Annotated in this window: 21 protein-coding genes and 1 riboswitch; of the genes, 16 read left to right on the top strand and 5 right to left on the bottom strand. The window is 71.9% G+C overall.

What is annotated here, in order from left to right; translation table 11 throughout:
• Positions 1 to 69: 69 nt before the first annotated feature.
• From ABZ194_RS23520 to ABZ194_RS23530, 3 genes are all read left to right on the top strand, one after another.
• Entirely contained in the window at positions 70 to 1,083 is a 1,014-nt protein-coding gene (locus ABZ194_RS23520; RefSeq protein ID WP_355599180.1) for an ABC transporter permease, read from the top strand.
• Entirely contained in the window at positions 1,080 to 2,120 is a 1,041-nt protein-coding gene (locus ABZ194_RS23525) for an ABC transporter ATP-binding protein (RefSeq protein WP_355599154.1), read from the top strand. The genes ABZ194_RS23520 and ABZ194_RS23525 overlap by 4 nt, the downstream gene beginning before the upstream one ends.
• A 61-nt stretch (positions 2,121 to 2,181) precedes the next feature.
• On the top strand, positions 2,182 to 3,243 hold the full coding sequence (locus ABZ194_RS23530; RefSeq protein ID WP_355599155.1) for a dipeptide ABC transporter ATP-binding protein: 1,062 nt from the start codon (positions 2,182 to 2,184) through the stop codon (positions 3,241 to 3,243).
• A 132-nt stretch (positions 3,244 to 3,375) separates the two neighbouring features.
• Here ABZ194_RS23530 and ABZ194_RS23535 read toward each other — a convergent pair whose 3' ends face one another.
• The 3 genes from ABZ194_RS23535 to ABZ194_RS23545 form a co-directional block, all read right to left on the bottom strand.
• Complete coding sequence (locus ABZ194_RS23535) at positions 3,376 to 4,059, bottom strand: response regulator transcription factor (RefSeq protein ID WP_355599156.1); 684 nt, start codon at positions 4,057 to 4,059, stop codon at positions 3,376 to 3,378.
• Positions 4,056 to 5,255, bottom strand: a complete 1,200-nt coding sequence (locus ABZ194_RS23540; RefSeq protein WP_355599157.1) for a sensor histidine kinase — start codon at positions 5,253 to 5,255, stop codon at positions 4,056 to 4,058. Before ABZ194_RS23540 ends, ABZ194_RS23535 begins: the two co-directional genes overlap by 4 nt.
• A gap of 239 nt (positions 5,256 to 5,494) precedes the next feature.
• Positions 5,495 to 6,364, bottom strand: coding sequence for a RecB family exonuclease (locus ABZ194_RS23545; protein ID WP_355599158.1), 870 nt, complete (start codon positions 6,362 to 6,364; stop codon positions 5,495 to 5,497).
• Between the two features lie 168 nt (positions 6,365 to 6,532).
• On the opposite strand from ABZ194_RS23545, the gene ABZ194_RS23550 reads away from it, so the two are divergent.
• Entirely contained in the window at positions 6,533 to 7,624 is a 1,092-nt protein-coding gene (locus ABZ194_RS23550; protein ID WP_355599181.1) for a site-2 protease family protein, read from the top strand.
• A 535-nt stretch (positions 7,625 to 8,159) separates the two neighbouring features.
• Positions 8,160 to 9,689 (top strand): FHA domain-containing protein, encoded by a 1,530-nt coding sequence (locus ABZ194_RS23555; protein ID WP_355599159.1) that lies wholly within the window; start codon positions 8,160 to 8,162, stop codon positions 9,687 to 9,689.
• A 50-nt stretch (positions 9,690 to 9,739) separates the two neighbouring features.
• Here the strand turns inward: ABZ194_RS23555 and ABZ194_RS23560 are convergent, their stop codons facing one another.
• Both ABZ194_RS23560 and ABZ194_RS23565 read right to left on the bottom strand, forming a co-directional pair.
• Positions 9,740 to 10,339: a TetR/AcrR family transcriptional regulator gene (locus ABZ194_RS23560; protein ID WP_355599160.1), complete on the bottom strand. Its 600-nt coding sequence runs from the start codon at positions 10,337 to 10,339 to the stop codon at positions 9,740 to 9,742.
• A gap of 154 nt (positions 10,340 to 10,493) precedes the next feature.
• Positions 10,494 to 11,597 (bottom strand): GNAT family N-acetyltransferase, encoded by a 1,104-nt coding sequence (locus ABZ194_RS23565; RefSeq protein WP_355599161.1) that lies wholly within the window; start codon positions 11,595 to 11,597, stop codon positions 10,494 to 10,496.
• A 114-nt stretch (positions 11,598 to 11,711) separates the two neighbouring features.
• Between ABZ194_RS23565 and ABZ194_RS23570 the strand changes: the two genes are divergently transcribed.
• The 11 genes from ABZ194_RS23570 (at position 11,712) to ABZ194_RS23620 (ending at position 24,661) form a co-directional block, all read left to right on the top strand.
• A complete protein-coding gene (locus ABZ194_RS23570; protein WP_355599162.1) occupies positions 11,712 to 12,581 on the top strand; it encodes a tRNA (adenine-N1)-methyltransferase in 870 nt (289 codons plus the stop codon).
• Between the two features lie 205 nt (positions 12,582 to 12,786).
• Entirely contained in the window at positions 12,787 to 14,550 is a 1,764-nt protein-coding gene (gene arc / locus ABZ194_RS23575; protein WP_355599163.1) for a proteasome ATPase, read from the top strand.
• A gap of 207 nt (positions 14,551 to 14,757) precedes the next feature.
• Positions 14,758 to 15,867 carry an acyltransferase gene (locus ABZ194_RS23580; RefSeq protein WP_355599164.1) on the top strand — a complete coding sequence of 370 codons (1,110 nt, stop codon included), beginning with the start codon at positions 14,758 to 14,760 and terminating at the stop codon, positions 15,865 to 15,867.
• Positions 15,868 to 15,888: 21 nt separating this feature from the next.
• Positions 15,889 to 17,103 carry an acyltransferase gene (locus ABZ194_RS23585; RefSeq protein WP_355599165.1) on the top strand — a complete coding sequence of 405 codons (1,215 nt, stop codon included), beginning with the start codon at positions 15,889 to 15,891 and terminating at the stop codon, positions 17,101 to 17,103.
• 85 nt (positions 17,104 to 17,188) lie between these two features.
• Positions 17,189 to 18,706, top strand: a complete 1,518-nt coding sequence (gene dop, locus ABZ194_RS23590) for a depupylase/deamidase Dop (protein ID WP_355599166.1) — start codon at positions 17,189 to 17,191, stop codon at positions 18,704 to 18,706.
• Between the two features lie 139 nt (positions 18,707 to 18,845).
• Positions 18,846 to 18,966: riboswitch (cobalamin riboswitch) on the top strand.
• Between the two features lie 29 nt (positions 18,967 to 18,995).
• A complete protein-coding gene (locus ABZ194_RS23595) occupies positions 18,996 to 19,190 on the top strand; it encodes a CbtB domain-containing protein (protein ID WP_355599167.1) in 195 nt (64 codons plus the stop codon).
• A gap of 7 nt (positions 19,191 to 19,197) precedes the next feature.
• Positions 19,198 to 19,941: a CbtA family protein gene (locus tag ABZ194_RS23600; RefSeq protein ID WP_355599168.1), complete on the top strand. Its 744-nt coding sequence runs from the start codon at positions 19,198 to 19,200 to the stop codon at positions 19,939 to 19,941.
• Complete coding sequence (locus ABZ194_RS23605) at positions 19,938 to 20,504, top strand: histidine phosphatase family protein (protein WP_355599169.1); 567 nt, start codon at positions 19,938 to 19,940, stop codon at positions 20,502 to 20,504. Before ABZ194_RS23600 ends, ABZ194_RS23605 begins: the two co-directional genes overlap by 4 nt.
• On the top strand, positions 20,501 to 22,708 hold the full coding sequence (locus ABZ194_RS23610) for a putative cobaltochelatase (protein WP_355599170.1): 2,208 nt from the start codon (positions 20,501 to 20,503) through the stop codon (positions 22,706 to 22,708). Before ABZ194_RS23605 ends, ABZ194_RS23610 begins: the two co-directional genes overlap by 4 nt.
• 19 nt (positions 22,709 to 22,727) lie before the next feature.
• A complete protein-coding gene (gene cobO, locus ABZ194_RS23615) occupies positions 22,728 to 23,330 on the top strand; it encodes a cob(I)yrinic acid a,c-diamide adenosyltransferase (RefSeq protein ID WP_355599171.1) in 603 nt (200 codons plus the stop codon).
• Positions 23,324 to 24,661, top strand: coding sequence for a cobyrinate a,c-diamide synthase (locus tag ABZ194_RS23620; RefSeq protein ID WP_355599172.1), 1,338 nt, complete (start codon positions 23,324 to 23,326; stop codon positions 24,659 to 24,661). The genes cobO and ABZ194_RS23620 overlap by 7 nt, the downstream gene beginning before the upstream one ends.
• Positions 24,662 to 24,699 lie beyond the last annotated feature (38 nt).

The following is a 24,699-nucleotide window of genomic DNA, read 5'->3' on the forward strand; positions in this document are numbered from 1 at the left end:
TAGCCAAAGGCAGGTGAAGGCCTGACGGTGCCCGGGAGCGACCCTCCCGGGCACTCCGGCCGAACGATCGTGGTCGCTTTCATCGTCCGCCGCGTGATCGCCGCCGTACTGATGCTCGCCGTCGTCAGCATGGCCACCTTCGCGATCTTCTTCCTCATCCCGCGCGCCCTGGGGCAGACCCCCGAGGGCATGGCGTCGCGTTACGTGGGCCGGGACGCCACACCCGAGGCGATCCAGGGGGCAGTCAAGCGGCTGCATCTGGACGATCCGCTCATCGTGCAGTACGGGCGGTTCGCCAAGGGCATCGTCGCCGGTCAGGATTACTCCCTCGGCCCCAAGAAGGCCGAGTGCCCCGCGCCCTGCTTCGGCTTCTCGTTCAACAACAACCAGCCGGTCTGGCCGACGCTCCTCGACCGTCTCCCGGCGACGCTCTCGCTCGCCCTGGGCGCCGCCGTCATCTGGCTCGTCACCGGGGTCGGCATCGGTGTCGTCTCCGCGCTGAAACGCGGCAGCGCGCTCGACCGGGCGGCCATGACGGTGGCGCTGGCCGGCGTGTCGCTGCCGATCTACTTCACCGGACTGGTCTCCCTGTCGGTGTTCGCCTACACGCTGGGCATCTTCCCCGGCGGAGGCAGCTACACCCCCGTCACCGAGAACCCGGTCATGTGGTTCCAGTCCCTCGTGCTGCCCTGGATCACCCTGGCATTTCTCTACGCGGCCCTGTACGCCCGGCTCACCAGGGCGGGCATGCTGGAGACCATGGGCGAGGACTACATCCGCACGGCCCGCGCCAAGGGTCTCAAGGAGCGCACGGTCGTCACCAAGCACGCCCTGCGCGCCACGCTGACCCCGATCCTCACCATCTTCGGCCTGGACCTCGGCCTGCTGCTGGGCGGCGCGGTGCTCACCGAGAGCACCTTCTCCATCCAGGGCGTAGGCAAGCTGGTCATCGACGCGATCCGGGGCAACGACCTGCCCGTGGTGCTGGGCGTCACCCTGTTCGCGGCGTTCTTCATCGTGCTGGCCAATCTCATCGTGGACGTCCTGTACGCGGTGGTCGACCCGAGGGTGAGGCTCTCATGACGACTCCACCCGGCTCCTTCCTGGAACTGCGCGACCTGCGCATCCACTTCCCCACCGAGGACGGCCTGGTCAAGTCCGTCGACGGTCTGTCGTTCAAGCTCGACCGGGGCAGGACCCTGGGCATCGTGGGCGAGTCCGGCTCGGGCAAGAGCGTGACCAGCCTGGGCATCCTGGGCCTGCACAAGGGCGGCCGGGCCAGGATCTCGGGCGAGATCTGGCTGGACGGCGAGGAGCTCGTCACCGCGAGCCAGGACCACGTGCGGTCGCTGCGCGGCAAGAAGATGGCGATGATCTTCCAGGATCCGCTGTCGGCGATGCACCCCTACTACTCGGTGGGCGCCCAGATCATCGAGGCCTACCGGATCCACCACGACGTCAGCAAGGCGGTGGCCCGCAAGCACGCGGTCGACCTGCTCGGCCGGGTGGGCATTCCGCAGCCCGACAAGCGGGTGGACGACTTCCCCCACCAGTTCTCGGGCGGCATGCGCCAGCGCGCGATGATCGCCATGGCGCTCTCCTGCGACCCCGAGCTCCTGATCGCCGACGAGCCCACCACGGCTCTCGACGTGACCGTCCAGGCCCAGATCCTGGACCTCATGACGGACCTGCAGCGCGAGTTCAACTCCGCGCTGATCATCATCACCCACGACCTCGGCGTGGTGGCCGAGCTGTCGGACGACATCCTGGTGATGTACGGCGGCAGGTGCGTCGAGTACGGTTCCGCCGAGGACATCTTCTACCGGCCCGAGCACCCCTACTCGTGGGGTCTGCTGGGATCGATGCCCCGGCTGGACCGCGAGCCCACCGAGCGCCTGCTCCCGATCAAGGGCACCCCGCCCTCTCTGATCAACGTGCCGTCCGGCTGCGCCTTCAACCCCAGGTGCGCCTTCGCCGACCGTACCGAGGGCAGGTCCACCTCGCAGGTGCCCGAGCTTCTGGAGACCGAGGGCGGCCACCTGGTCCGCTGCCACCTGCCCCGCGCGCAGCGGCGGTCCATCTGGGACAACGAGATCAAGCCGATGTTGGAGAGCACGTGAGCGAGCGTAGCCAGCGAGCCGACGGGCGCACGGGATGCCCTCGATCGACGGAGGAGGACGCGTGACCTCGGCCGAGAACAGGGAGGCCGCCGCCGCGGCCGGTCCCGACGTGCTGCTGTCCGTTCAGGGCCTCCAGAAGTACTTCCCGGTGACCAAGGGCCTGCTCCGCCGGCAGGTCGGCGCCGTCAAGGCCGTCGACGGGGTCAGCTTCGACGTCCGCAGGGGGGAGACGCTCGGCCTGGTCGGCGAGTCCGGCTGCGGCAAGAGCACCACCGGCCGGCTGATCACGCGTCTGCTGGAGCCGACGGCCGGCCGGATCGTCTTCGACGGGCACGACATCACCCACATGTCCCCGTCGAGGATCCGCCCGCTCCGCCGCGACGTGCAGATGATCTTCCAGGACCCCTACTCCTCGCTCAACCCCCGCCACACGGTCGGTGCCATCGTCGGCGCGCCCTACCGCATCCAGGGCATCAAGACCGAGCAGGGCACGAAGAAGGCGGTCCAGGAGATCCTGGAGCTGGTCGGGCTCAGCCCCGAACACTACAACCGCTACCCGCACGAGTTCTCCGGCGGCCAGCGCCAGCGCATCGGCATCGCCCGCACGCTCGCGCTCAAACCCAAGCTCATCATCGCCGACGAGCCGGTCTCCGCGCTGGACGTGTCGATCCAGGCCCAGGTGGTCAACCTCCTGGAGGACCTGCAGAACGAGCTCGACCTGACCTACGTCATCGTCGCGCACGACCTGTCGGTCATCCGGCACATCAGCGACCGGGTCGCGGTCATGTACCTCGGCAAGATCGTCGAGCTGGCCGGCCGCAGGTCCCTGTACGACTCACCCATGCACCCGTACACCACCGCCCTGATGTCGGCGGTTCCGGTGCCCGACCCGGCCCGCCGCAAGGACCGCGAGCGCATCCGGCTCCAGGGCGACGTGCCCAGCCCGCTCAACCCGCCGCCCGCCTGCCGCTTCCACACGAGGTGCTGGAAGGCCCAGGCGGTCTGCAAGACGGTGGAGCCGCCCCTCGCCGAGCTGGTCTCCGGTCACCAGGTCGCCTGTCACTTCCCGGAGAACGCCCCGGGCGCGAGCGAGTCCGTGCCCGCGGGGACCGTCTCCGCCTGACCCCCGGTCCACGTCCGCCCCCGTATGGCTCGCGCCGGCCGTACGGGGGCGGGCGTCTGAGGATTTCATCCTTGCCGCGCCGGCGCCAGGCCGGATTTTCCGCACGCCCTCCCAAGGCGGCCTCCGATGGGCCTAGGGGATGGCCCCGGGGGTGATCAGACCGGTCTCGTAGGCGAGGACCACGGCCTGGACCCGGTCGCGGAGGCCGAGTTTGGTGAGCACGTTGCCGACGTGGGTCTTGACCGTCGTCTCGCTCACCACCAGTTCGGCGGCGATCTCCGCGTTGGACATGCCCCGGGCGATCAGCCGGGTCACCTCCAGCTCCCGTTCGGTCAGCCGGTCCAGCCGGGCCGGGGTGGACTGCTGGTGGGCCGAGGGCAGGCGGGCCCCGAACCTGTCCAGCAGCCGCCGGGTGACGCTCGGCGCGACGATGGCCTCTCCCGCCGCGACCACCCGGATGGCCTGCACCAGGTCGTCCGGCGGCACGTCCTTCAGCAGGAAGCCACTGGCTCCGGCGCGCAGCGCCTCCACGATGTACTCGTCCAGGTCGAAGGTGGTCAGCACCAGCACCCTGGGCACGTACGCGCCGGCCGCCGCCTCCCTGACGATCCTGCGGGTCGCCTCGATGCCGTCCACGCCCGGCATCCGGATGTCCATCAGCACCACGTCGGGCAGCAGCGCCCGCGACTGGTCCTGGGCGGCCTTGCCGTCCCCGGCCTCGCCGACCACGGTGATGTCTGATTCGGCCTCCAGGATCAGCCGGAAACCGGTGCGCAGCAGTGGCTGGTCGTCCACCAGCAGCACTCGGATCGTCATCGCACGTCCTTGAGGGGAAATCGGGCATGGACCTCGAACCCGCCCTCTGGACGTGGGCCGATCCTCAGAACTCCACCATAGAGGGCGACACGCTCGCGAATGCCCACCAGTCCGTGACCGGCCCGCCCACCGGCCACGGGGGCGGCCCCGGCACCCCGGCCGTCGTCCTCGACCCGTACGGCCAGCTGGCCGGCCTCGTGCCGCACCGTGACCCGGGCCCGGGCCCGGGGACCGGCGTGCCGCAGGCTGTTGGTCAGCGCCTCCTGGACCAGTCGATAGGCGGCCAGGTCGACACCGGGGGGCAGGGGGCTCCGCTCGCCCTCGATCCACAGCTGGGTCGACAGGCCCGCCTCGCGCATCTGGGCGACCAGCGCGGGGATCTCCCCCACGCCGGGCTGCGGGTTCCGCTCGGCGGGTGCGGCGTCGGTTCTGAGCACGCCCACGAGGTTGCGCATCTCCGCCATCGCGGTCCGGCCCATCTCCTCGATCGCCGACAGCGCCTCCCCGGCCCCGTCGGGGTTGGTGGACAGCACCCGGCGCGCCGCGGACGCCTGGACGGTCATCACACTCACGTGGTGGGCGACCACGTCGTGCAGCTCGCGGGCGATGCGGGAGCGCTCCTCGGCCCTGGCCGCCCGCGTGTCGGCCTCCCTGGCGCTCTCCACACGCTCGGCCCGGTCGCGCAGCTCGGCGAGGTAGGCCCGCCGCAGCCGGGCGCTCCGGCCGACGATCCACAGGGTCATGGTGACGACGGCCACCAGCAGGTGGGTGCTCCAGTCGCCGAGCGCGCCGGTCAGCGACGCGGAGACGACATGGCAGGTGAAGCTCCACACCAGCCCGCACAGGCTGAGCGCCAGGCCGCGGCGGGCGGCGGCCGTGTAGACCAGCACCAGAACCGCGGGCCAGAGCAGGGTGCCGCTCTGCCCCAGTGCCGCCAGCGTGACGCAGCCCAGCCCGGCCAGCGACAGCATCAGGAACGGCCGTCGGCGGCGCAGCACCACGGTCAGGGAGCCGGTCGCGAGCAGGACGAGGGCCGCCCCTCCCGGGCCCCCCAGGCGGCCGTCCGGGGCGTCGAGGAGGACGGGAAGGTATGCGCAGAGCACCGCGGTGACCGCCAGTGCCGCGGCCAGGACGGTGTCGGGGAGCAGCGGGCGGTCGTGGAGCCAGGCCCGCAGCCGGCCAGGGGGGTTGCGCACACAATCAATGTAGGCGTCCCGTTCCCGGGACCACCCTGCTGCAGGCGGATATCCTCCCTCATCCCCGCGGATGACGCGGCGATCCGGAGTGGGTCCCCGGGGACGCCCGCGCCGGGTCCGCCAGGGGCCGGCCGGATCCGCGCCCGCGTGGCGGACGGGACCGTGGCCGCGTCACCGGGCACGACGGGGCTGGATCCGCGCCCTCGTGGCAGGGCCGCCCACGGGCGGTGCGCCGGCGCTCAGAGCTCGTCGGTGGCGGCCCTGGGCGTGCGGCGGGTGCTGCGCACGGTGTCGCCCGGCTGCCGTTCGGGCAGCGGCGGAGGGGTGCCGCCGAACTCCGGGCACAGCTCCTGGTAGTGGCACCAGCCGCACAGCCGGCTGGGCCTGGGGCGCCACTCGCCGGTCTCCAGGGCCCGCTCGATGGCCGACCAGAGGGCGCGCACCTTGCGCTCGGTGGCGCGCAGATCAGCCTCGTCGGGGGCGTAGCGCAGCACCTCGCCGTCGCCGCCCAGATACATCAGCTGGAGCAGGCGGGGCACCGAACCGCGCAGCCGCCACAGTGTCAGCGCGTAGAACCTCATCTGGAACAGCGCCCTGGCCTCGAAGGCGGGCCCCGGCGCGCTGCCGGTCTTGTAGTCGACCACCCGGACCTCGCCGGTGGCCGCGACGTCCAGCCGGTCGATGTAGCCGCGCAGCACCAGGCCGTTGTCGAGCGCCGCCTCCACGTACAGCTCCCGCTCGGCGGGCTCCAGGCAGGTGGGATCCTCCAGGGTGAAGTAGCGCTCCAGCATGGCGCGGGCCTGGGCCAGCCACTCGGCCCGCTCCCGGTCGTCCGCGAACATGTCACCGTAGGCGGGCTCCTCGGTCAGCAGCCGGTGCCACTGCGGCTCCAGCAGCTCCAGCGCGGCGGCCACCGTACGCGCCGGGGCCGGCAGATCGTAGAGACGCTCCAGCACCGAGTGGACCATCGTGCCGCGCACCGCGGCGGGCGACGGCGGCTCGGGCAGCCGGTCGATCACCCGGAACCGGTAGAGCAACGGGCACGTCATGAAGTCACCGGCGCGGGACGGCGACAGCGCTCCGATGATCGTGGGCTCGGTCAGTGACATGTCCGCACTGTAGGTCACGGTGACGACAGTTTGGACCCGAGGTGGCCTCGTGGCGTCTGCGAGTGGCGCGATGGCGCGTAGCATCGAGGCTTGAAGACCACGTGAGCGAGGAACGGTGAGTCAGCGGTGAGCAGTGAGAGCCCGCGCGAGGACAGCCCAGGACTGCGGATGGGGCGGCCGTTCGGCATTCCGGTGTACGTCTCGCCGACCTGGTTCATCGTGGCCGCGTTCATCACCTACACCTTCCAGCAGCCGGTGAGCTCCATGCTGCCCGAGCTGAGCGTCCCGATCACCTATGTCGTCTCGTTCGTCTTCGCGGTGCTGCTGTACGTGTCGGTGCTCCTGCACGAGCTGGCCCACTGCGTGGTCGCCAGGATGTACGGCCTGCCGGTCCGCCGCATCACCCTCTATCTGCTCGGCGGCGTCTCGGAGATCGAGCGTGAGCCGGACACCCCTGGCAGGGAGTTCATGGTGGCCTTCGCCGGGCCGCTGCTCTCGCTCGGGCTGGCCGCGATCGGGTTCGCCGCCTACGGCCTCTTCGACCTGTCCGGCGTCCTCGGCGTCCTCATCCTGCAGCTGTGGGTGGCCAACCTGATCGTCGGGGTGTTCAACCTGCTGCCGGGACTGCCGCTCGACGGCGGGCGCATGTTGCGCGCCGGGGTCTGGAAGGCCACCAGGAACCCCGGTTCCGGCACCGTCGCCGCCGCCTGGGTGGGCCGGGGGCTGGCCGTCACCCTGATCGCGGTCCCGGTCGGCCTGGCCCTGGTCAGCGGGCAGGCGCCCAGCCTGAGCATGCTCGTCTGGTCGATGCTGCTGGCCTCCTTCATCTGGTTCGGCGCCTCGCAGGCGCTGCGCGGTGCCCGGGTGCGGGCCCGTATTCCGCAGGTGAACGCCCGGGTCCTGGCCCGGCGGGCCATCCCGGTGACCGGTGACGTGCCGCTGGCCGAGGCGCTGCGCCGGGCCGCGGAGGCCCAGGCGGGGGCGATGGTGGTGGTCGACCACGAGGGCCGCCCGACCGGGATCGTCAACGAGGTCGCGGTGGAGGCCACCCCGGAGAACCGCCGCCCCTGGGTGACGGCCGGCTCGCTGGCGCGCAGCCTCGAACCGTCGATGGTGCTGGCCGCCGACCTGTCGGGGGAGTCCCTGATCGAGGCCATGCGGGAGGCGCCCGCGGGGGAGTACCTCCTGGTGGAGCGGGGCGGTGAGATCTTCGGTGTGCTGGCCACCTCGGATGTGAACCGGGTGTTCACCGGGGTCTGAGCGAACCTGGGGGACCTTCCGGCCTCCAGCCGGACGCGGACCGATACGGTCGGGTGGTTCGGTGGAAATTAACCCTTTTGTCGCACTCGTTTTCAGCCTGCGTCAGGACTAGTGTTCTGGCCAACCGAACCGGTCGGCGACGGAGCTCAAGGGACGCACAATCGGCACCCCCCAACATGCCGGTCCCGGCCGGTGCCCTCACTCCGGAGCCGTCCGGCCCGGCCGGACGGAGCGATTCGCCGGGACGCGCTCGGACACCCCTCCTCCGGTCCGCCGCCGCGGCCGTGATCGGCGCGTCGCCGGCCGTCGCCGCCGGCACCGGGCTCCGGGCCGTCCGGTCACGGCGACCGGCCGCCGGCCCCGCTCACGGTGGCCGCTCCGGGGGGCGGCGGGGGGCCGGTCCGCCACCTGGAAGGACCGGTCTACCCTGTTCGGTTTGCTGACGCTCGTTCCTGAAGGGCTTCTGCTGTACTTTTTGCTACGGGCCGATGCGAGTGCCGTTCATTCGATGGCGTTTTCGGGGAGGGAGAGTTCTGTGACCGACGAGGGCTTCGGAGTGGTGCGTCCGCTTCCGGGCAACGGGCTGGTCGCCCATGTGAGTGGCCTGCTGCTGGTGTGTGACGCGGCCGAGGCCGTCGAGGCGGACCTGCTGGCGGCCCTGCGGGAGACCGCGGCGTCCGGCGGGGACGGCCGCGCGCTGGCCCGCCGCGTCGCCCAGGTGCTGGCCGTGGTGATGGGTGAACCGGTGGCGTGCGCCGTCGCCGGCTCCGTGTCCGACGGGGTGGCCGTGCTGGTCAGCGGCCCGGCGTCCGCGTCGGTCACCGGTTCCGGCGGCGAGGTCCGGCTGGCCGGGCGTGACGCGCTCACCTGGTCCGACCGGCTGGTACCCGGTCCGGTGACCCAGGTGGAGCTGCGTCTTCCCGAGGCGGGGGAGGCGCACCCGCTCGCCCGGCTGGACAGTGGTGTGATCACCGGCGGCGGTGTCCGGTGCGACCTCGCCGAGGCCGGGGCGGCACCCGAGGCCGCTCCGCGGCGGGAGTCCTCCAAGGAGTCTCCGGTGGAGTCCGGGAGGGAGCGGCCCCCGCGGGCCACCGGGCGACCGGCGCCGCCGGTGGAGTCCGCCCCGCCGGCCGAGCCTCAGCCCGCCTCCCCGTCCTCCTCGCCTGCTTTGTCTGCTTCGTCCTTGTCGTCTCCTTCCCCCTCCTCCCCGTCTCTCCCGTCCCCCTCGTCCGCCGCCGGATCCGCCGAGTGGCCCGCGCCCGCCCCCGGGCAGCCGGAGTGGCCGGCGCCCCCGGTGGAGTCCGTCCCGCCCGCCCCCTATCCGATGGGCCCCCCGGAGCGCTACGCCACCGCCCCGCCCGCGCCGCCGGAGCCCGCCGTGCCGCAGGCGTGGCACGCCGAGTCCGCGGGGCTCCAGGGGCCGGTTCCCGGCCACGTCCCGGCCGTGATCCAGCACGGGGACGGGGAGAACGGTGGTGGCGGCGACGCCCGCGACCAGCCGTTCGAGTACGAACCGCCGGCATCGGGCGGCCCGCAGGGCGCCCCCGAGCCGCAACCGCCGGCGCAGCCGGAGCCCCAGCCCGAGTCACGGCCGCTGGTCTACGGGGTGGACTGCAAGAACGACCACTTCAACGACCCGCGCGTGCCGTACTGCGCGGTCTGCGGCATCGCCCTGGTGCAGCGCACGCTCGTCCCCTACAAGGGGCCGCGCCCGGCGCTGGGCGTGCTGCTGCTGGACGACGGCACGACGCTCCGCCTCGACAGCGACCACCTGGTGGGCCGCGACCCCGAGCGGGCCCCCGAGGTCGCCGACGGCTCGGTTCACCCGGCCAAGGTCACCAGTCCCGACGGTTCGGTCTCCCGCCGTCACCTCCGGGTGGCGCTGGACGGCTGGGACGTCAGCCTGGTGGACCTGGGGTCGGTCAACGGCACCCAGATCCAGCCGCCGGGCGACCCCAACTTCTACGACATCCCGCCGAACGAGCCGGTGGTGATCCTGCCGGGCACCACCGTGCGGGTCGGCGTCTCCCGCACGATGCGCTACGAGTCGCACCGCAACCGTTAGGGGTTCCATCCGGGAAGCAGGGGTTCTGCCCGGGGGCCGGTGACGCTCCGCTACGCCCCGCCGGTCCGGAGCCGGTCCAGTTCGGTGCCGAGCAGCCGCTCCAGGCGGTCGGCGCCGAGCCTGTCGGGGTAGAGCAGCCGGTGCACGCTCAGCCCGTCCACCAGGGCCAGCAGCCGCTCGGTGACGTCGCCGAGCTCCTCCGAGGTGCGGATCTCCCCGGCCTCCGCCGCCGCACCGAGCAGGCCGCGCACCAGGCGGCGCAGCTCCTCGGCGCGGGCGCGCTGCGCCCGCAGCGTCGCCGGGCTGGTCAGGCTCCGGCTCCAGAACCCGATCTTCAGCCCGCTCTCCCCGGCGCGCTCGTCGTCCAGCGGCAGGTTGTCCATGAGCAGCTCGTGTAGCGCGGCCATTCCGCCGCGACCGGCCGGCCGGCCGCGGAACCGGTCTGTGACGCGGCGGTGCGAGGAGCGCAGCGCCGACAGCATGATGTCGTCCTTGTCGGCGAAGTAGTGGGTGAGCACGCCGTTGGAGTAACCGGCCTCCCTGGCGATCGCCCTGATCGTCGCCGCCTCGATCCCCTCTCTCAGAATGATGCGGCGGGCCGCCTGGACGATCTCCTCGCGGCGGCCCGCATGATCCACGATCTTCGACATCTCGATCCCTTCCCGGATCCCGCTCGCCGGCACGGTATGCGGACGCCCGGCCATTATTCGCGCAAAACGTGAGGAGGGCTCGTCGCGTCCGCCGCCGGCCTCGGCCCGCACCGCGGACGTGCTCGCCCGGCCCGTGGAGCCGATCTTGGAGCTACTACCGCCGAGGGCGGAGCCGGCACCACTGCAGATCGTCCAGGCGCGTGCCGTCCGGGCCGGGCAGCAGGCCGCGCAGGAGGGCCTCCCGGGTGAAGCCCGCGCGTTCCAGCACCCGTTGCGAGGCGACGTTCTCCGGTGCGGTACCCGCCACGATCCTGTCCAGGGAGGTGTGCTCGAAGGCCCACTCCACCAGCAGGGTCACCGCCCGGGTGGCGAACCCCCTGCCACGGAACTCCGGCAGCATGCTGTAGCCCGTCATGGCCTGGCCCAGCGGTGGGATGATCATGCTGAGCTGGATGTGCCCGGCGAAGGCGTCCGTCACGGCGTCCCGGACGGCCAGCTCCAGCCGGTCGCCCGTCAACCGGCGCATGCCCGCCTCGCGGCAGCGGGTCTCGCTCTCCACCGGGTCGGGGGCCTCAGGGGGGACGCTGTAGTGCATGACGTCGGGCAGGTTCCGCATGGCGTGGTAGTCGCCGGAGTCGGCCGCCGCCAGCGGCGCCAGCCGTACCACCCCGTCGGACAGCGAGCCGCCGGGGAAACCGGGCAGGAACGGCCGAACCGGGTCACCGCCGTCGCCGTACGGCCTGGCGAAGGCCACCAGATCGCCGCGGGTCCCGTCCCTCCGTGTCTCGGCCGAACGGCGCACGCCCTCGTGGTGGAAGCCCGAGGCCATCGCGACCCGATGGGCGGTCAGGTTCTCCACGTCGGCCAGCGTCTCCACCCGCCGCACCCCGTGGGCGAAGGCCCACCCGGTGAGCGCCCTGACGGCCGCCGTCGCCACCCCGCGTCCCCGCGCCCACGGCGCCACCAGGAAGCCGATCTCGCCGTTGCCCCTGAGGTCGGGCGTCCCGAGCTCGACGGCGCCCGCCCACTCGCCCGTTGCGGCGTGGGCGACGGCGAACGAGGCGCCACCGGATCTCCACGTCCGCTCGGCGGCGCTCAGCCGGTCGAGCGCGTCGGCGTGGGTGTACGGCACCGGCACGGACGGCAGGAAGCGGGAGACCAGGGGGTCGGCGCAGGCGCGGGTGATCGGCTCGGCGTCGGCGCCTGCGGGGGCGCGCAGGACGACGGGGCCGGCCGGGATCACATCTCGGGGAAACATTCCCAACTGCTATCAGTTGCGGCGTACGCGGACCAGTTGGTTCCCGGCTCCCCGTGAGGGGCGCGGCCTCCGGGACGGGACGGGCCGCCGCCGTACGCCGATAACCTTGCGGACATGGGTTTTCGCAGGCATGGGCCGTTTCTGGCCGGGGATCAGGTGCAGCTCACCGATCCCAAGAACAAGCGTCACACGGTGACGCTTAAGGAAGACGGGGTCTTTCACACGCACAAGGGTGCGATTCCGCACAGCGACCTGATCGGGCAGCCCGAGGGGTCGGTGGTGCGCTCCTCCGGCGGGACCCAGTATCTCGCGTTCAGGCACCTCCTGCAGGACTACACGCTGTCCATGCCGCGCGGTGCCGCGGTCATCTATCCGAAGGACTCGGCGCAGATCGTCGGCATGGCCGACATCTTCCCCGGCGCGCGCGTCGTCGAGGCCGGGGTCGGCTCCGGCGCGCTCACCTGCTTCCTGCTCCGGGCCGTCGGCCGGGAGGGCACGGTCACCTCCTACGAGCGGCGCGAGGACTTCGCCGAGGTCGCGACCAGGAACGTGGAGAAGTTCTACGGCGGCCCGATGGAGCAGTGGCGCCTGGTCGTCGGAGACTTCGTGGACGCGCTCGACGAGAGCGACGTCGACCGGATCATTCTCGACATGCTCGCCCCGTGGGAGTGTGTCGACGCGGCGGCCAAGGCTCTCACGCCGGGTGGTGTCATCTGCTGTTATGTGGCGACTACGACCCAGTTGTCCCGCACGGTGGAAACTCTGCGCGAACACGGGAGTTTCACCGAGCCCCATGCGTGGGAGACCCTGATTCGCGACTGGCATGTCGAGGGCCTCGCCGTACGGCCCGATCATCGGATGGTCGGCCACACAGGGTTTCTCGTCACCGCCCGCCGCATGGCGGACGGGGTGGCGCCGCCACCCCGTCGCAGGCGTCCGGCAAAGGGGGCATATGGCGAAGAGTCCGCGACCTCCACTACTTGATGACGATTCAGCCACGAGAGTGGGTCGGGGCGTGACACGGGAACAGATTTCCGTGTTCCTATGCTCCATGGACTAAACCCGCCATAAGGGATTATTCAGTGCCTACTTAATGTAGCCATACGAACACCGCTCGGTCAGGTAAGGGACAGCCCCCAGATGGGTAGGGTTTTGAGTAGTCGGTCTCGACTGGGAAGGAGGTGACGCCGTGGCAGCTCGCGACGACGCTGAGGCTCGAGCCGCGCAGCGCGAACGGGAGGTCGCTGACCTCACAACACAGGTCTCCTTCCTGCAGGAGGAGATCACCGTGCTACGTCGGAAGCTGACGGAGTCTCCTCGGCAGGCCAGGGTCCTCGAAGAGCGTCTCCATGAAATGCAGGCGAATCTCACGGCCGTCACCGGCCAGAACGAGCGCCTGGTGGCCACCCTCAAGGAGGCCAGAGACCAGATCGTCGCGCTCAAGGAGGAGGTCGACCGGTTGGCGCAGCCGCCGTCCGGGTTCGGCGTGTTCCTTGAGTCCAGGGAAGACGGCACGGTGGAGGTCTTCACCGGTGGCCGCAAGCTTCGAGTGAACGTCAGTCCGGCGGTGGAGGCCGAGACGCTCCGGCGCGGCCAGGAGGTCATGCTCAACGAGGCGCTCAACGTGGTCGAGGCCCTCGGCTACGAGGAACTCGGCGAGATCGTGATGCTCAAGGAGCTCCTGGAGGACGGCCAGCGCGCGCTGGTGATCTCACACGCCGACGAGGAGCGGGTGGTGAGACTGGCCGAGTCGCTGCTCGACCAGCCGATCAGGGCCGGTGACTCGCTGCTGCTGGAGCCGCGCTCGGGCTACGTCTACGAGCGCATTCCCAAGTCCGAGGTCGAGGAGCTCGTCCTGGAGGAGGTGCCCGACATCTCCTATGAGGAGATCGGCGGGCTCATGCGGCAGATCGAGCAGATCCGGGACGCGATCGAGCTTCCCTACCTGCACGCCGACCTCTTCCGCGAGCACAAGCTCCGCCCGCCCAAGGGCGTGCTGCTGTACGGCCCGCCCGGTTGCGGAAAGACGCTGATCGCCAAGGCCGTCGCCAACTCCCTGGCCAAGCAGGTCGCGGAGAAGACCGGCCAGTCCGGCAAGAGTTTCTTCCTCAACATCAAGGGTCCCGAGCTGCTCAACAAGTACGTCGGCGAGACCGAGCGGCACATCCGCCTGGTCTTCCAGCGTGCCAGGGAGAAGGCCTCCGAGGGCACCCCGGTGATCGTGTTCTTCGACGAGATGGACTCGATCTTCCGGACCCGCGGCTCGGGTGTCTCCTCCGACGTCGAGAACACCATCGTTCCCCAGCTCCTGTCGGAGATCGACGGCGTCGAGGGCCTGGAGAACGTGATCGTGATCGGCGCCTCCAACCGCGAGGACATGATCGACCCGGCGATCCTGCGGCCCGGCCGCCTGGACGTCAAGATCAAGATCGAGCGGCCGGACGCCGAGGCGGCCAAGGACATCTTCTCGAAGTACCTCGTGGAGGATCTCCCGCTCCACCCCGAGGACCTCTCCGAGCACGGCGGCAACCGCGGGGGGACCATCTCCGGCATGATCCAGCGGGTGGTCGAGCGTATGTACACCGAGAGCGAGGAGAACCGTTTCCTTGAGGTGACCTACGCCAACGGCGACAAGGAGGTCCTGTACTTCAAGGACTTCAACTCCGGTGCCATGATCCAGAACATCGTGGACCGGGGCAAGAAGATGGCGATCAAGCAGTTCCTTGAGTCCGGGCAGAAGGGCCTGCGGATCCAGCATCTGCTGGCGGCCTGCGTGGACGAGTTCTCCGAGAACGAGGACCTGCCCAACACCACCAACCCCGACGACTGGGCCCGCATCTCCGGCAAGAAGGGCGAGCGGATCGTCTACATCCGCACCCTGGTGACCGGCAAGCAGGGCACCGAGGCCGGCCGGTCCATCGACACGGTGGCCAACACCGGCCAGTACCTCTAGCCCCCGCCGGTGGCCCCTGGGCCACCGGCACCCGCCGGCGCCTGCGAAGAGCGGCACCACGGAGAGCGGCACACGGAGGCGGCGCCTCCCCTCGGCCCGAGGGGAGGCGCCGCCTCCGTCGTGTGTGGGGAGAACGCGCCGGACGGCCGGGCGGAGTATGGCAGGCTGGATGTCACTAAGACCTCTTATGTACCGATTGGCAGATTCTTGCCCACTTCCCGCGCCGCGCGCCTCACCGAGATCGACCTGCTGCGCTTCGTCGCGGCCGCCGCCGTGCTCGCCTTCCACTTCGTGGAGTTGAAGGCGTGGGGCGGCGTCGAGTTCGCGGGGCTGAGGAAGGTCAGTGTCCTCGGGGTCTACGGCGTGCAGCTCTTCTTCATGATCAGCGGTTTCGTGATCCTGATGAGCGTCTGGGGGCGGACGGCGGGGGAGTTCGCGGTCTCCAGGGTGGCCCGCCTCTACCCGGCCTACTGGCTCAGCGTGGGCGTCCTCGGCGTGCCGGCCCTGACCGGTCTGTACGGCCCGGGTCTCAAGCCCTGGGAGATCCTGGCCAACCTCACCATGGTCCAGCAGGGCCTGCGGATCCCCGACCTGGGCGTCGTCTACTGGACGCTCTGGGCCGAGCTGCGGTTCTACCTCCTGATCGGGCTGTTCGCGCTGGTGGGCGTCACCTACCGGCGCTGTGTGATCTTCCTCTCCGCCTGGCTGTTCCTGGCGCTCACCGCGACGGCGACCAAGAGCGCGCTGCTGGAGTTCCTGTTCATGCCCTGGTGCGCCCACTACTTCATCGCCGGCATGGCCCTGTATCTCGTCCACCGGTTCGGGTCCTCGGCCGTCCCCTGGGCACTCGTCGGGTTCTGCTGGATCCTCGCGGTGGTCCGCGCGGTCACCGAGGGCGGGGTGCGGGTGCGGGAGTACGTGGGGCAGGCCGCCGGGCCGTACCTGATCATCGGGGTGCTGACGGCGATCTTCGTGACGATGGGCCTGCTGGCCCTGGGCAGGCTGGCCTGGCTGCGCCGCCGGCCGGCGTTGGCCACCCTGGGCGCGCTCACCTACCCCCTGTACCTCCTGCACCACCCGGTCGGCGCCCTCCTGGTCGCCCCGCTCGCCCCGCTCCTGCCCAAGGGGGTGGTGCTCGCCGTCGCCGTCACGGCGGCCCTGCTGGTCGCCCATACCGTGAGCCGGTGGTTCGAGCCGTGGGCCATGGGACGGCTGAGAACCGCGCTGACCGCCTCGCTCGCGGCGATCCGCCGCGAAAACGAGATCCCGGAGGACGGAACCCGGATGATCGAACTGCCGTCAAAGGTGCGTGCGTGAACATCTCGGTCCGGTCGCTCCATGACCGGCACGGCGGTCCGGGGGAACGGCCGGCTCGGTGAGCTCGACCTGCTGCGGTTCGTCGCGGCCATGGCGGTCGTGGCCTTCCACTACTTCATCGCCTTCGCCTCCGTCTGGGGGGATCGTCCGGCGAGGCTGTTTCCGGCGATAGCCCCGCTGTCCGGTCTGGGCGTCCTCGGTGTCGAACTGTTCTTCATGATCAGCGGTTTCGTGATCCTGATGAGCGTCTGGGGCAGGGGGCTGGGCGCGTTCGCGCTCTCGCGCCTGGTGCGGCTCTTCCCCGCCTACTGGCTCAGCGTGGGCGTGGTCGCGGCGGTCTACGGGCTGACCTCGGTCACCGCTCTCGACCCCAGGCTGAGCCCGCGGGACTACCTGGTCAACCTGACCATGCTCCAGCGCGCGGTGGGCGTCCTGGACGCGAACGGCGTCTACTGGTCTCTCTGGGCCGAGCTCCGCTTCTACCTGCTGATCTCGGTTCTGGTGGTCATCGGGGTGACGTTCGGGCGCTGCCTGGTCTTCATGGGCTGCTGGCTGCTGGCGGCCGGGTTCTTCGCCGCGAGCGAGAACGAGTGGGCGCAGCTGATCGTGATGCCCAGGTACGCGCCGTACTTCGTGGCGGGCATGGCCTTCTACCTGATGACCCGCTACGGGCCCCGGCTGGTTCTGTGGTGCGTGGCCGGGGTCAGCGGCGGGCTGGCGGTCAACTCGGCCCTGGAGCGGGTGGCCGGCCGGATCGAGGCGGTGGGCTACCAGGCGATGCCGGTGCCCGGCTGGGCGGTGGTGGTCACCGTGGCCGGTTTCTACGCGCTCCTGGCGCTGGTGGCGCTGGGCCGGCTGCACCGGCTGCGCGGGCGTGCCCTGGTCGTCCTGGGCGCGCTCACCTACCCCCTCTACCTCTTCCACCCGACGGTCGCGGCCGTGCTCGTGCCCGCCCTGCGAGACGCCCTGCCACCCTGGCTCACCGGACTGATCACCACGCTGGCGGCGATGGCGCTCTCCTACCTGGTGTACCGGGTGGTCGAGCGGCCGGTCCAGGAGTTCGTCAAATCCCGGCGGCGCCGGCGGGCCGTACCGGCCGCCCCGTCCGGTTCCCCGGCCCCCGCCGCGCCCGCCGACATGCCCGGCCCCGCGCCTGTTTCCGGGTTCGGGGCCGCCTCGGGGCCGCCGTCTCCGCCCGAGATCTCCGCGGCAGGCGAAAAGGCCTATGTGCCATAACTGTCCGGCCACCGGGCATAGTGAAGGGTCTAGGGTCGGGGATACAGACGATGGAGAAACCAGTCCGAACGAACAGAGGGTGCGCATGACGGTACGGCGGGTGATGGGCATCGAGACCGAATACGGGATCTCCGTGCCCGGACAGCCGGGGGCCAACGCGATGGTGACCTCCTCCCAGGTTGTGAACGCCTATCTGGCGGCCTCGGCCGCCAGAACACGGCGGGCGCGCTGGGACTTCGAGGAGGAGAACCCGCTGCGCGACGCCCGGGGGTTCGATCTGTCCAGGGAGCTGGCCGATCAGAGCCAGCTCACGGACGAGGACCTGGGGCTGGCCAACGTGATCCTCACCAACGGGGCCCGGCTGTATGTGGATCATGCCCATCCCGAATACTCCACGCCCGAGTGCACCAATCCGCGGGCCGCGGTGATCTGGGACAAGGCGGGGGAGCGGGTCATGCACGACGCCGCGGTCCGCGCCTCGGCGATCCCGGCCAACGCTCCGATCCAGCTCTACAAGAACAACACCGACAACAAGGGCGCCTCCTACGGCTGCCACGAGAACTACCTGATGAGGCGGGCCACGCCGTTCGCCGACATCGTCAGGCACCTGACGCCGTTCTTCGTCTCCCGGCAGGTCGTCACCGGCGCCGGCAAGGTCGGCATCGGCCAGGACTCGCGCGGCGAGGGCTTCCAGCTCAGCCAGCGGGCCGACTTCTTCGAGGTCGAGGTGGGGCTGGAGACCACGCTCAAGCGGCCGATCATCAACACCCGCGACGAGCCGCACGCCGACCCGGAGAAGTACCGCAGGCTGCACGTCATCATCGGCGACGCCAACATGTCGGAGATCTCGACCTACCTGAAGCTGGGCTCGACGGCGCTGGTCCTGGCCATGATCGAGGACGGTTACTTCACCCGCGACCTCGTGGTGGACAACCCCGTCCAGGCGCTGCGCGCGGTCTCCCACGACCCGACGCTGAAGTACGAGATCTCCATGCGCGACGGCCGCAGGCTCACCGCGGTCCAGCTCCAGATGGAATACCTGGAGCTGGCGCGCAAGTACGCCGAGGAACGCAGCGGCAACGGCGTGGACGAGCCGACCAAGGACGTCCTGGACCGCTGGGAGTCGGTCCTCACCCGCCTGGCGGAGGACCCGATGCAGCTGTCACGGGAGCTCGACTGGGTGGCCAAGCTGGAGTTGCTGGAGGGTTACCGCACCCGCGACGGCCTGCCCTGGTCCCATCCCCGCCTGCAGCTCGTCGACCTCCAGTACTCCGACATCCGCCCCGACCGCGGCCTGTACAACCGGCTGGTGGCCCGCGGCCGGATGCAGCGCCTGGTGACCGAGGACGAGGTCCAGCGGGCCATCGAGGCCCCGCCCAGCGACACCCGGGCCTACTTCCGGGGCCGCTGCCTGAGCCAGTTCAGCGAGTCGGTGGCCGCCGCCTCCTGGGACTCGGTCATCTTCGACATCCCCGGCCGCGAGTCGCTGCAGCGCGTCCCGACCATGGAGCCGCTCCGCGGCACCAAGGCCCATGTGGGCGAGCTGTTCGACCGCTGCCGCTCCGCCGCCGACCTGGTGACCGCCCTCACCGGTGAGCAGTGATCGTCGCCTTTGGGGGAGGCGCCCGGACGGGCGCCTCCCCCAAAGGCGACGTCCGGACGCCCCGGCGAGGCGGAGGTGTCTCCGCCAGGGACGCGTCCGATGCCGTGTGGATTGACGGATGACGGCAAACCGAGGTACGTTCCGGGTGTTTTGTGGCGGTGCGAGGGAAATCCGGTGAGATTCCGGTGCGGTCGCGCCACTGTAACCGGGCCCTTCGGGACCGGGAGCCAGGTCACTCGGCCGCCACCGACCTACGAAAAGGGACGCGTCAATCCCGGAGGAGGTGGCCGTGAGCCAGATCTCGGTTCCGCAGGCCCAGCCCATCCCATGGCAGGCACTCACCCGCTGGCTGCTCGCCGTACCGGTGCTGCTGCTGGTCGCCTACCTGGTCGCCTTCGACCAGGGAGCCGTCTCGCAGGCCGGTAACTACCTGCACGAACTCATGCACGACGGGCGCCATCTGCTCGGCGTCCCGTGTCACTGAGCCGCACGTGATCGTCAAACTCATCGTCCGGGGCATGCTCGTCGGACTGCTCGCCGGCCTGTTCGCGGCCGTCTTCGCCTACACCGCGGGCGAGCCGCGCATCGATCGGGCCATCGCGCTGGAGGAGGCGGCCGCGGCGGCCTCCCCCGCCGGTGCCCACTCCCACGAGGCGGCCCAGCCCGCCCACTCCCACGACGAGGACGAGGCGCCCGTCAGCAGGAACGGCCAGCGCCTCGGACTCTTCCTCGCCCTCGGCCTGTACGGCGTGGCCGTCGGCGGCCTGTTCGCCCTCGTCTACGCGGCGGTGCGCGGCAGGGTCGGCCCCCGATCGGAACCGGTGCTCGCGGTCACCCTCGCGGCGGCGGCGTTCCTCGCGATCGTCCTGGTGCCCTTCCTGAAATATCCCGCCAACCCGCCTGCCGTCGGAGACCCCGAGACGATCGACCAGCGGACGGTGCTCTACCTGACCGCGGTGGTCGTCGGGATCCTCGCCGTCGGCGCGGGCACCGCCGCCTACCGGTACGCCTCCCGGAGCGAGCCGTGGCTGCGCTGGCTGGCCGGCGGCGCGTCCCTGCTGGTGCCGGTGGCGGCCGCCTGGATCCTCCTGCCGGAGATCGACGAGGTGCCCCCGGGCTTCCCCGCCGACCTCCTGTGGGACTTCCGTATCGCCTCCCTCGGTACCCAGGCGGTGTTCTGGCTTGGCGTCGGCGCGCTCTTCGCCTTCGCCGCGCGCCGACGCAGCCCGGTGTGACGGCCCCGGTGGGGGTCACCCGCCTGCTGCTCGTCTCCCACGGGTCGACGGCGGCGACGGCACGGGCCGCGTTCCCCGGCGACGAACCGCTCGACGGCCCCGGCCTGCGCCGGGCCGCCGGGCTGACCCCGCCGATCGGGCTGGGCGCCGCGGCGGTTCGCGCCGCCGAGCTGCGCTGCGTCCAGACGGCCGAGGCCCTCGGACTGCGGGCCCCGCCCGATCCGCTGCTCGCCGACTGCGACTACGGCCGGTGGAGTGGCCGGACACTCGCCGAGGTCGAGGCGGCCGAACCCGAGGCGCTCGCGGCCTGGCTCACCGAGCCCGCCGCCGCGCCCCACGGCGGGGAGTCGATCGTCGACCTCCTGGGCCGGGTCGCCGGCTGGCTCTCCGGCCGAGCGCCGGGCCGGATCGTGGCCGTCACACACCCCCCGATCATCCGTGCCGCGATCGTCCACGCCCTCGGGGCACCCGCCCCCGCCTTCTGGCGGGTCGACGTCGCGCCGCTGGCCCGGGTCACGCTCACCGGGCGGGGCGGCCGCTGGCGGCTGAGCTGTTCCGTATGACGACACCCAAGGAGATCTCCAAGGTGCGTGATCCGCGTTACCCCTTCACCGCGATCGTGGGATCGGAGGACCTCAAGCTCGCCCTGGTCCTGAACGCCGTGTCCCCCGGCGTCGGCGGGGTTCTGGTCCGGGGCGAGAAGGGGACCGCCAAGTCCACGATCGTGCGGGCCCTGGCGGCGCTGCTGCCGCCCGTCGAGGTGGTGCGCGGCTGCCGCTTCTCCTGTGACCCCGCCACGCCGGACCCCGAGTGCCCCGACGGGCCGCACGGGACGCCCGCGGTGTCCCCGGACCCGGGGGCCCAGGGCGGCATCGTACGGCCCGCCCGGCTGGTCGAGCTGCCGGTGGGGGCCTCGGAGGACCGCCTGGCCGGTTCGCTCGACCTCGAACGGGCGCTCACCGAGGGGGTCAAGGCGTTCGAGCCCGGCCTCCTGGCCGGTGCCCACCGGGGCGTGCTGTACGTGGACGAGGTCAACCTGCTCCACGACCATCTGGTGGACCTGCTGCTCGACGCCGCCGCGCTCGGCACCTGCTACGTCGAGCGGGAGGGCGTGTCGGTGCGGCACGCCGCCCGCTTCCTGCTGGTGGGAACCATGAATCCGGAGGAGGGGGAGCTCCGGCCGCAGCTGCTCGACCGGTTCGGGCTGACCGTGGAGGTCCGGGCCTCGCGGGAGCCGTCCCAGCGGGCGGAGGTGGTACGGCGACGCCTGGCGTTCGAGGCCGATCCCGTGGAGTTCGCCGCCCGGTGGGCCGGCCGGGAGCGGGCCCTGGCGGCGCGCGTGGCCGAGGCCCGGGCCCGGGTGGCGGACGTGGTCCTGCCCGACTCCGCGCTGCGACGGATCGCCACGGTCTGCGCGGCGTTCGAGGTGGACGGGCTCCGGGCCGACCTGGTCACCGCGCGGGCGGCGATCGCCCACGCGGCCTGGCACGGCCGCGCCGCCGTCACCGCCGACGACGTCCGCGAGGCCGCCAGGCTCGCGCTTCCGCACCGTCGCCGCCGCGACCCCTTCGACGCCCCCGGCCTGGACGAGTCCAAGCTGGAGGACCTCCTCAACCAGGTCCCCGACGACCCCGACGACCCCGACGACCCCGACGACTCCGACGACCCCGACGACTCCGGCGGCCCCGAGGACCCCGGGGGGCCCGGCGGCTCGGAGAACGACGGCCCCGGCGGCGAGGCCGGTGACGGCAAGGGGGCCGGAGGCGACGGCCCCGGCTCCCCGGACCCCGCGTCCGGCGCCCCGCCCGGCCCCTGCGACCCGTCCGCCGACGCCGACGCCGACCCCTGCCTCGGCCCGGGCGTCGATCCCGGCCCCGGTCCAGACCCCGGCTCCGGCGAGCCCGCCCCCGTCGGCCGATCCTCCGCGGATCCGGGCGCCGAGCCGGGAACCGCCCGGCGCGAGCGGACCTTCGACGCCGACCCGGCCCGACGGGCCAGGCTGTTCACCGTCCCCGGCGTCGGCGCCGGAGCCCCCGGGCGCCGGTCAAGGGCCGCGACGCCTCTCGGCCGTACCACCGGAGCCCGGATCCCCCCGGGGCGGCCCGCCTCCCTCCATCTGCCGGCGACCGTCGCCGCCGCCGCGCCGTACCAGGCCGGACGCGGCAGGAGCGGCCCGGGGCTGCTGCTGCGGCGCGAGGACATCCGGGAGGCGGCCAGGGAGGGCCGGGAGGGCAACCTGGTGCTGTTCGTGGTGGACGCGAGCGGGTCCATGGCCGCCCGGCGGCGCATGCGCGCCGTCAAGGGCGCGGTGCTCGGCCTGCTCATGGACGCCTACCAGCGCCGTGACAAGGTCGGGCTGATCACCTTCCGCGGTACCCGCGCCGACCTGATCCTGCCGCCCACCTCCTCCGTCGAGGCGGGCGCGGCCAGGCTGCGCGAACTGCCCACCGGCGGACGCACCCCGCTGGCCGCCGGGCTGCTCCGCGCCGCGGAGGTGCTGCGGGTCGAGCGCCTGCGCGATCCGGGCCGCCGTCCACTGCTGGTCCTGGTCACCGACGGGCGGGCCACCTCGGGAACCGTCGAGGAGGCCCACCGGGCCGCGGGCCTGCTGACGGGGGTGGCCACGGTGGTGGTGGACTGTGAGGGCGGTCACGTCCGCCTCGGCCTGGCCGGGTCCCTGGCACGGCGGATGGGCGCCGAGAGCGTCCGCCTCGACGACCTCACCGGCCTCGCCGGGATGATCCGTGAGCGGCGGACCGCCGCATGACAGCGAGAGGCTGACAAGGATGCCGCAGGGAAAACCGGTCAGCGTGCCCGAGGACGGCCTGACCACCCGGCAGCGCCGTACCCGGCCGCTGCTGATCGTGCACACCGGCCCGGGCAAGGGCAAGTCCACCGCGGCCTTCGGCCTGGCCCTGCGCGCCTGGAACCAGGGCTGGCCGATCGGCGTGTTCCAGTTCGTCAAGTCCGCCAAGTGGCGCATCGGTGAGGAGCGCGCCCTGCGCGTGCTCGGCGACTCCGGAGAGGGCGGCCGGGTCAGCTGGCACAAGATGGGGGAGGGCTGGTCCTGGATTCAGCGCCCCGGCAGCGCCGAGGACCACGCCGCCGACGCCCGCGAGGGCTGGGAGCAGATCAAACGCGACCTCGCGGCCGAGACGTTCCGCCTGTACGTGCTCGACGAGTTCACCTACCCGATGAAGTGGGGCTGGATCGACGTCGACGAGGTGGTCGCCACCCTGACCGGCCGGCCGGGCAGCCAGCACGTCGTCGTCACCGGCCGCGACGCGGACCCCCGGCTGCTCGCCGCCGCCGACCTGGTCACCGAGATGGGCAAGGTCAAGCACCCGATGGACGCCGGGCAGAAAGGCCAGAAGGGCATCGAATGGTAGCCCGCCTGGTGATCGCGGCCCCCGCCTCCGGGGCGGGGAAGACCACCGTCGCCACCGGGCTGATGGCCGCGCTCACCAGGCGGGGCCTGGCGGTCTCGCCGCACAAGGTGGGCCCCGACTACATCGACCCGGGCTACCACGCCCTGGCCACCGGCCGTCCGGGGCGCAACCTCGACCCGTGGCTCGTGGGGGAGGAGCTCGTCGCCCCGCTCTTCCTGCACGGCGCCGCGGGGGCCGACCTCGCCGTGGTCGAGGGGGTGATGGGCCTCTACGACGGGGCCGCGGCGAGCGAGTTCGCCTCCACCGCGCACGTCGCCAGGCTGCTGGACGCCCCGGTGGTCCTGGTCGTGGACGCGGCGAAGCAGAGCCGGTCGGTGGCCGCGCTGGTGCACGGGTTCGCCTCCTACGACACCCGGCTCAGGTTCGGCGGGGTGATCCTCAACCGGATCGGCTCCGCCCGGCACGAGGACATCTGCCGCGAGGCCCTCGCCGAGAGCGGCGTCCCGGTGCTGGGCGCGATCCACCGCAGCGACGCCGTCGCCACCCCCTCCCGGCATCTCGGGCTCGTCCCCGCGGCCGAACGCCGGACACAGGCCGTCCGGGCCATGGACGCCGTCGCGGCGCTGGTCGACGCCTCCTGCGACCTGGAGGGGCTCATGCGGCTCGCCCGCACCGCCCCGCCGCCGCCCGCCGTTCCGTGGTCGCCGGGTCCGGCAGCGCCCGTCACGGCGAGGGTCGCGGTCGCCGGAGGGCAGGCGTTCACCTTCGGCTACACCGAGCAGACCGAGCTCCTGGCCGCCGCCGGAGCGGAGGTGGTCACCTTCGACCCCCTCGCCGACGAGTCCCTGCCCGAGGGGACGCGGGGAGTGGTGGTCGGTGGCGGCTTCCCCGAGGTCTACGCGGGGGAGCTGTCCGCCAACGAGCCGCTGCGCAAGGAGGTCGCCGCGTTCGGCGGGCCGATCTCGGCCGAGTGCGCCGGCCTGCTCTATCTCGCCAGGCGGCTGGACGGCAGGCCGATGTGCGGGATCCTGGACGCCGACGCGCGGATGACCGGCGCGCTCACCCTCGGCTACCGCGACGCGGTGGCGGTCCGCGACTCGGTGCTGACCAGGAACGGTGAGCGGTATCGAGGCCATGAGTTCCACCGCACGGCCGTCGAGCCCGTGCCGGACCGGCCCCTGTTCCGCTGGCGCGGCGGCGCGGACGGGTTCGCCGGCGACCGGGTGGTCGCCTCCTACCTGCACCTGCACTGGGCCGGCAGTCCTCAGCTGGCCACCCGGTTCGTGGCGGCCTGCCGCCGGCCGGTCCGAGGGCTAGCGGAGAACGGTTGATCCCGTGCTCCGCACGCGGCCCCGATGGATCTCGGGCG

The sequence above is a fragment of the Streptosporangium sp. NPDC006007 genome, from assembly GCF_040614315.1.
Classification (GTDB): Bacteria; Actinomycetota; Actinomycetes; order Streptosporangiales; family Streptosporangiaceae; genus Streptosporangium.

What these genes read in the sequence shown, in the direction of transcription:
- cobO (WP_355599171.1), top strand. Translation starts at nt 22,728, where the DNA reads ATGCCGCAGGGAAAACCGGTCAGCGTGCCCGAGGACGGCCTGACCACC.
- ABZ194_RS23550 (WP_355599181.1), top strand. Translation starts at nt 6,533, where the DNA reads ATGGGGCGGCCGTTCGGCATTCCGGTGTACGTCTCGCCGACCTGGTTC.
- ABZ194_RS23570 (WP_355599162.1), top strand. Translation starts at nt 11,712, where the DNA reads ATGGGTTTTCGCAGGCATGGGCCGTTTCTGGCCGGGGATCAGGTGCAG.
- ABZ194_RS23565 (WP_355599161.1), bottom strand. Translation starts at nt 11,597, where the DNA reads ATGTTTCCCCGAGATGTGATCCCGGCCGGCCCCGTCGTCCTGCGCGCC.
- ABZ194_RS23610 (WP_355599170.1), top strand. Translation starts at nt 20,501, where the DNA reads ATGACGACACCCAAGGAGATCTCCAAGGTGCGTGATCCGCGTTACCCC.
- ABZ194_RS23560 (WP_355599160.1), bottom strand. Translation starts at nt 10,339, where the DNA reads ATGTCGAAGATCGTGGATCATGCGGGCCGCCGCGAGGAGATCGTCCAG.
- dop (WP_355599166.1), top strand. Translation starts at nt 17,189, where the DNA reads ATGACGGTACGGCGGGTGATGGGCATCGAGACCGAATACGGGATCTCC.
- ABZ194_RS23525 (WP_355599154.1), top strand. Translation starts at nt 1,080, where the DNA reads ATGACGACTCCACCCGGCTCCTTCCTGGAACTGCGCGACCTGCGCATC.
- ABZ194_RS23545 (WP_355599158.1), bottom strand. Translation starts at nt 6,364, where the DNA reads ATGTCACTGACCGAGCCCACGATCATCGGAGCGCTGTCGCCGTCCCGC.
- ABZ194_RS23620 (WP_355599172.1), top strand. Translation starts at nt 23,324, where the DNA reads ATGGTAGCCCGCCTGGTGATCGCGGCCCCCGCCTCCGGGGCGGGGAAG.
- ABZ194_RS23585 (WP_355599165.1), top strand. Translation starts at nt 15,889, where the DNA reads ATGACCGGCACGGCGGTCCGGGGGAACGGCCGGCTCGGTGAGCTCGAC.
- ABZ194_RS23535 (WP_355599156.1), bottom strand. Translation starts at nt 4,059, where the DNA reads ATGACGATCCGAGTGCTGCTGGTGGACGACCAGCCACTGCTGCGCACC.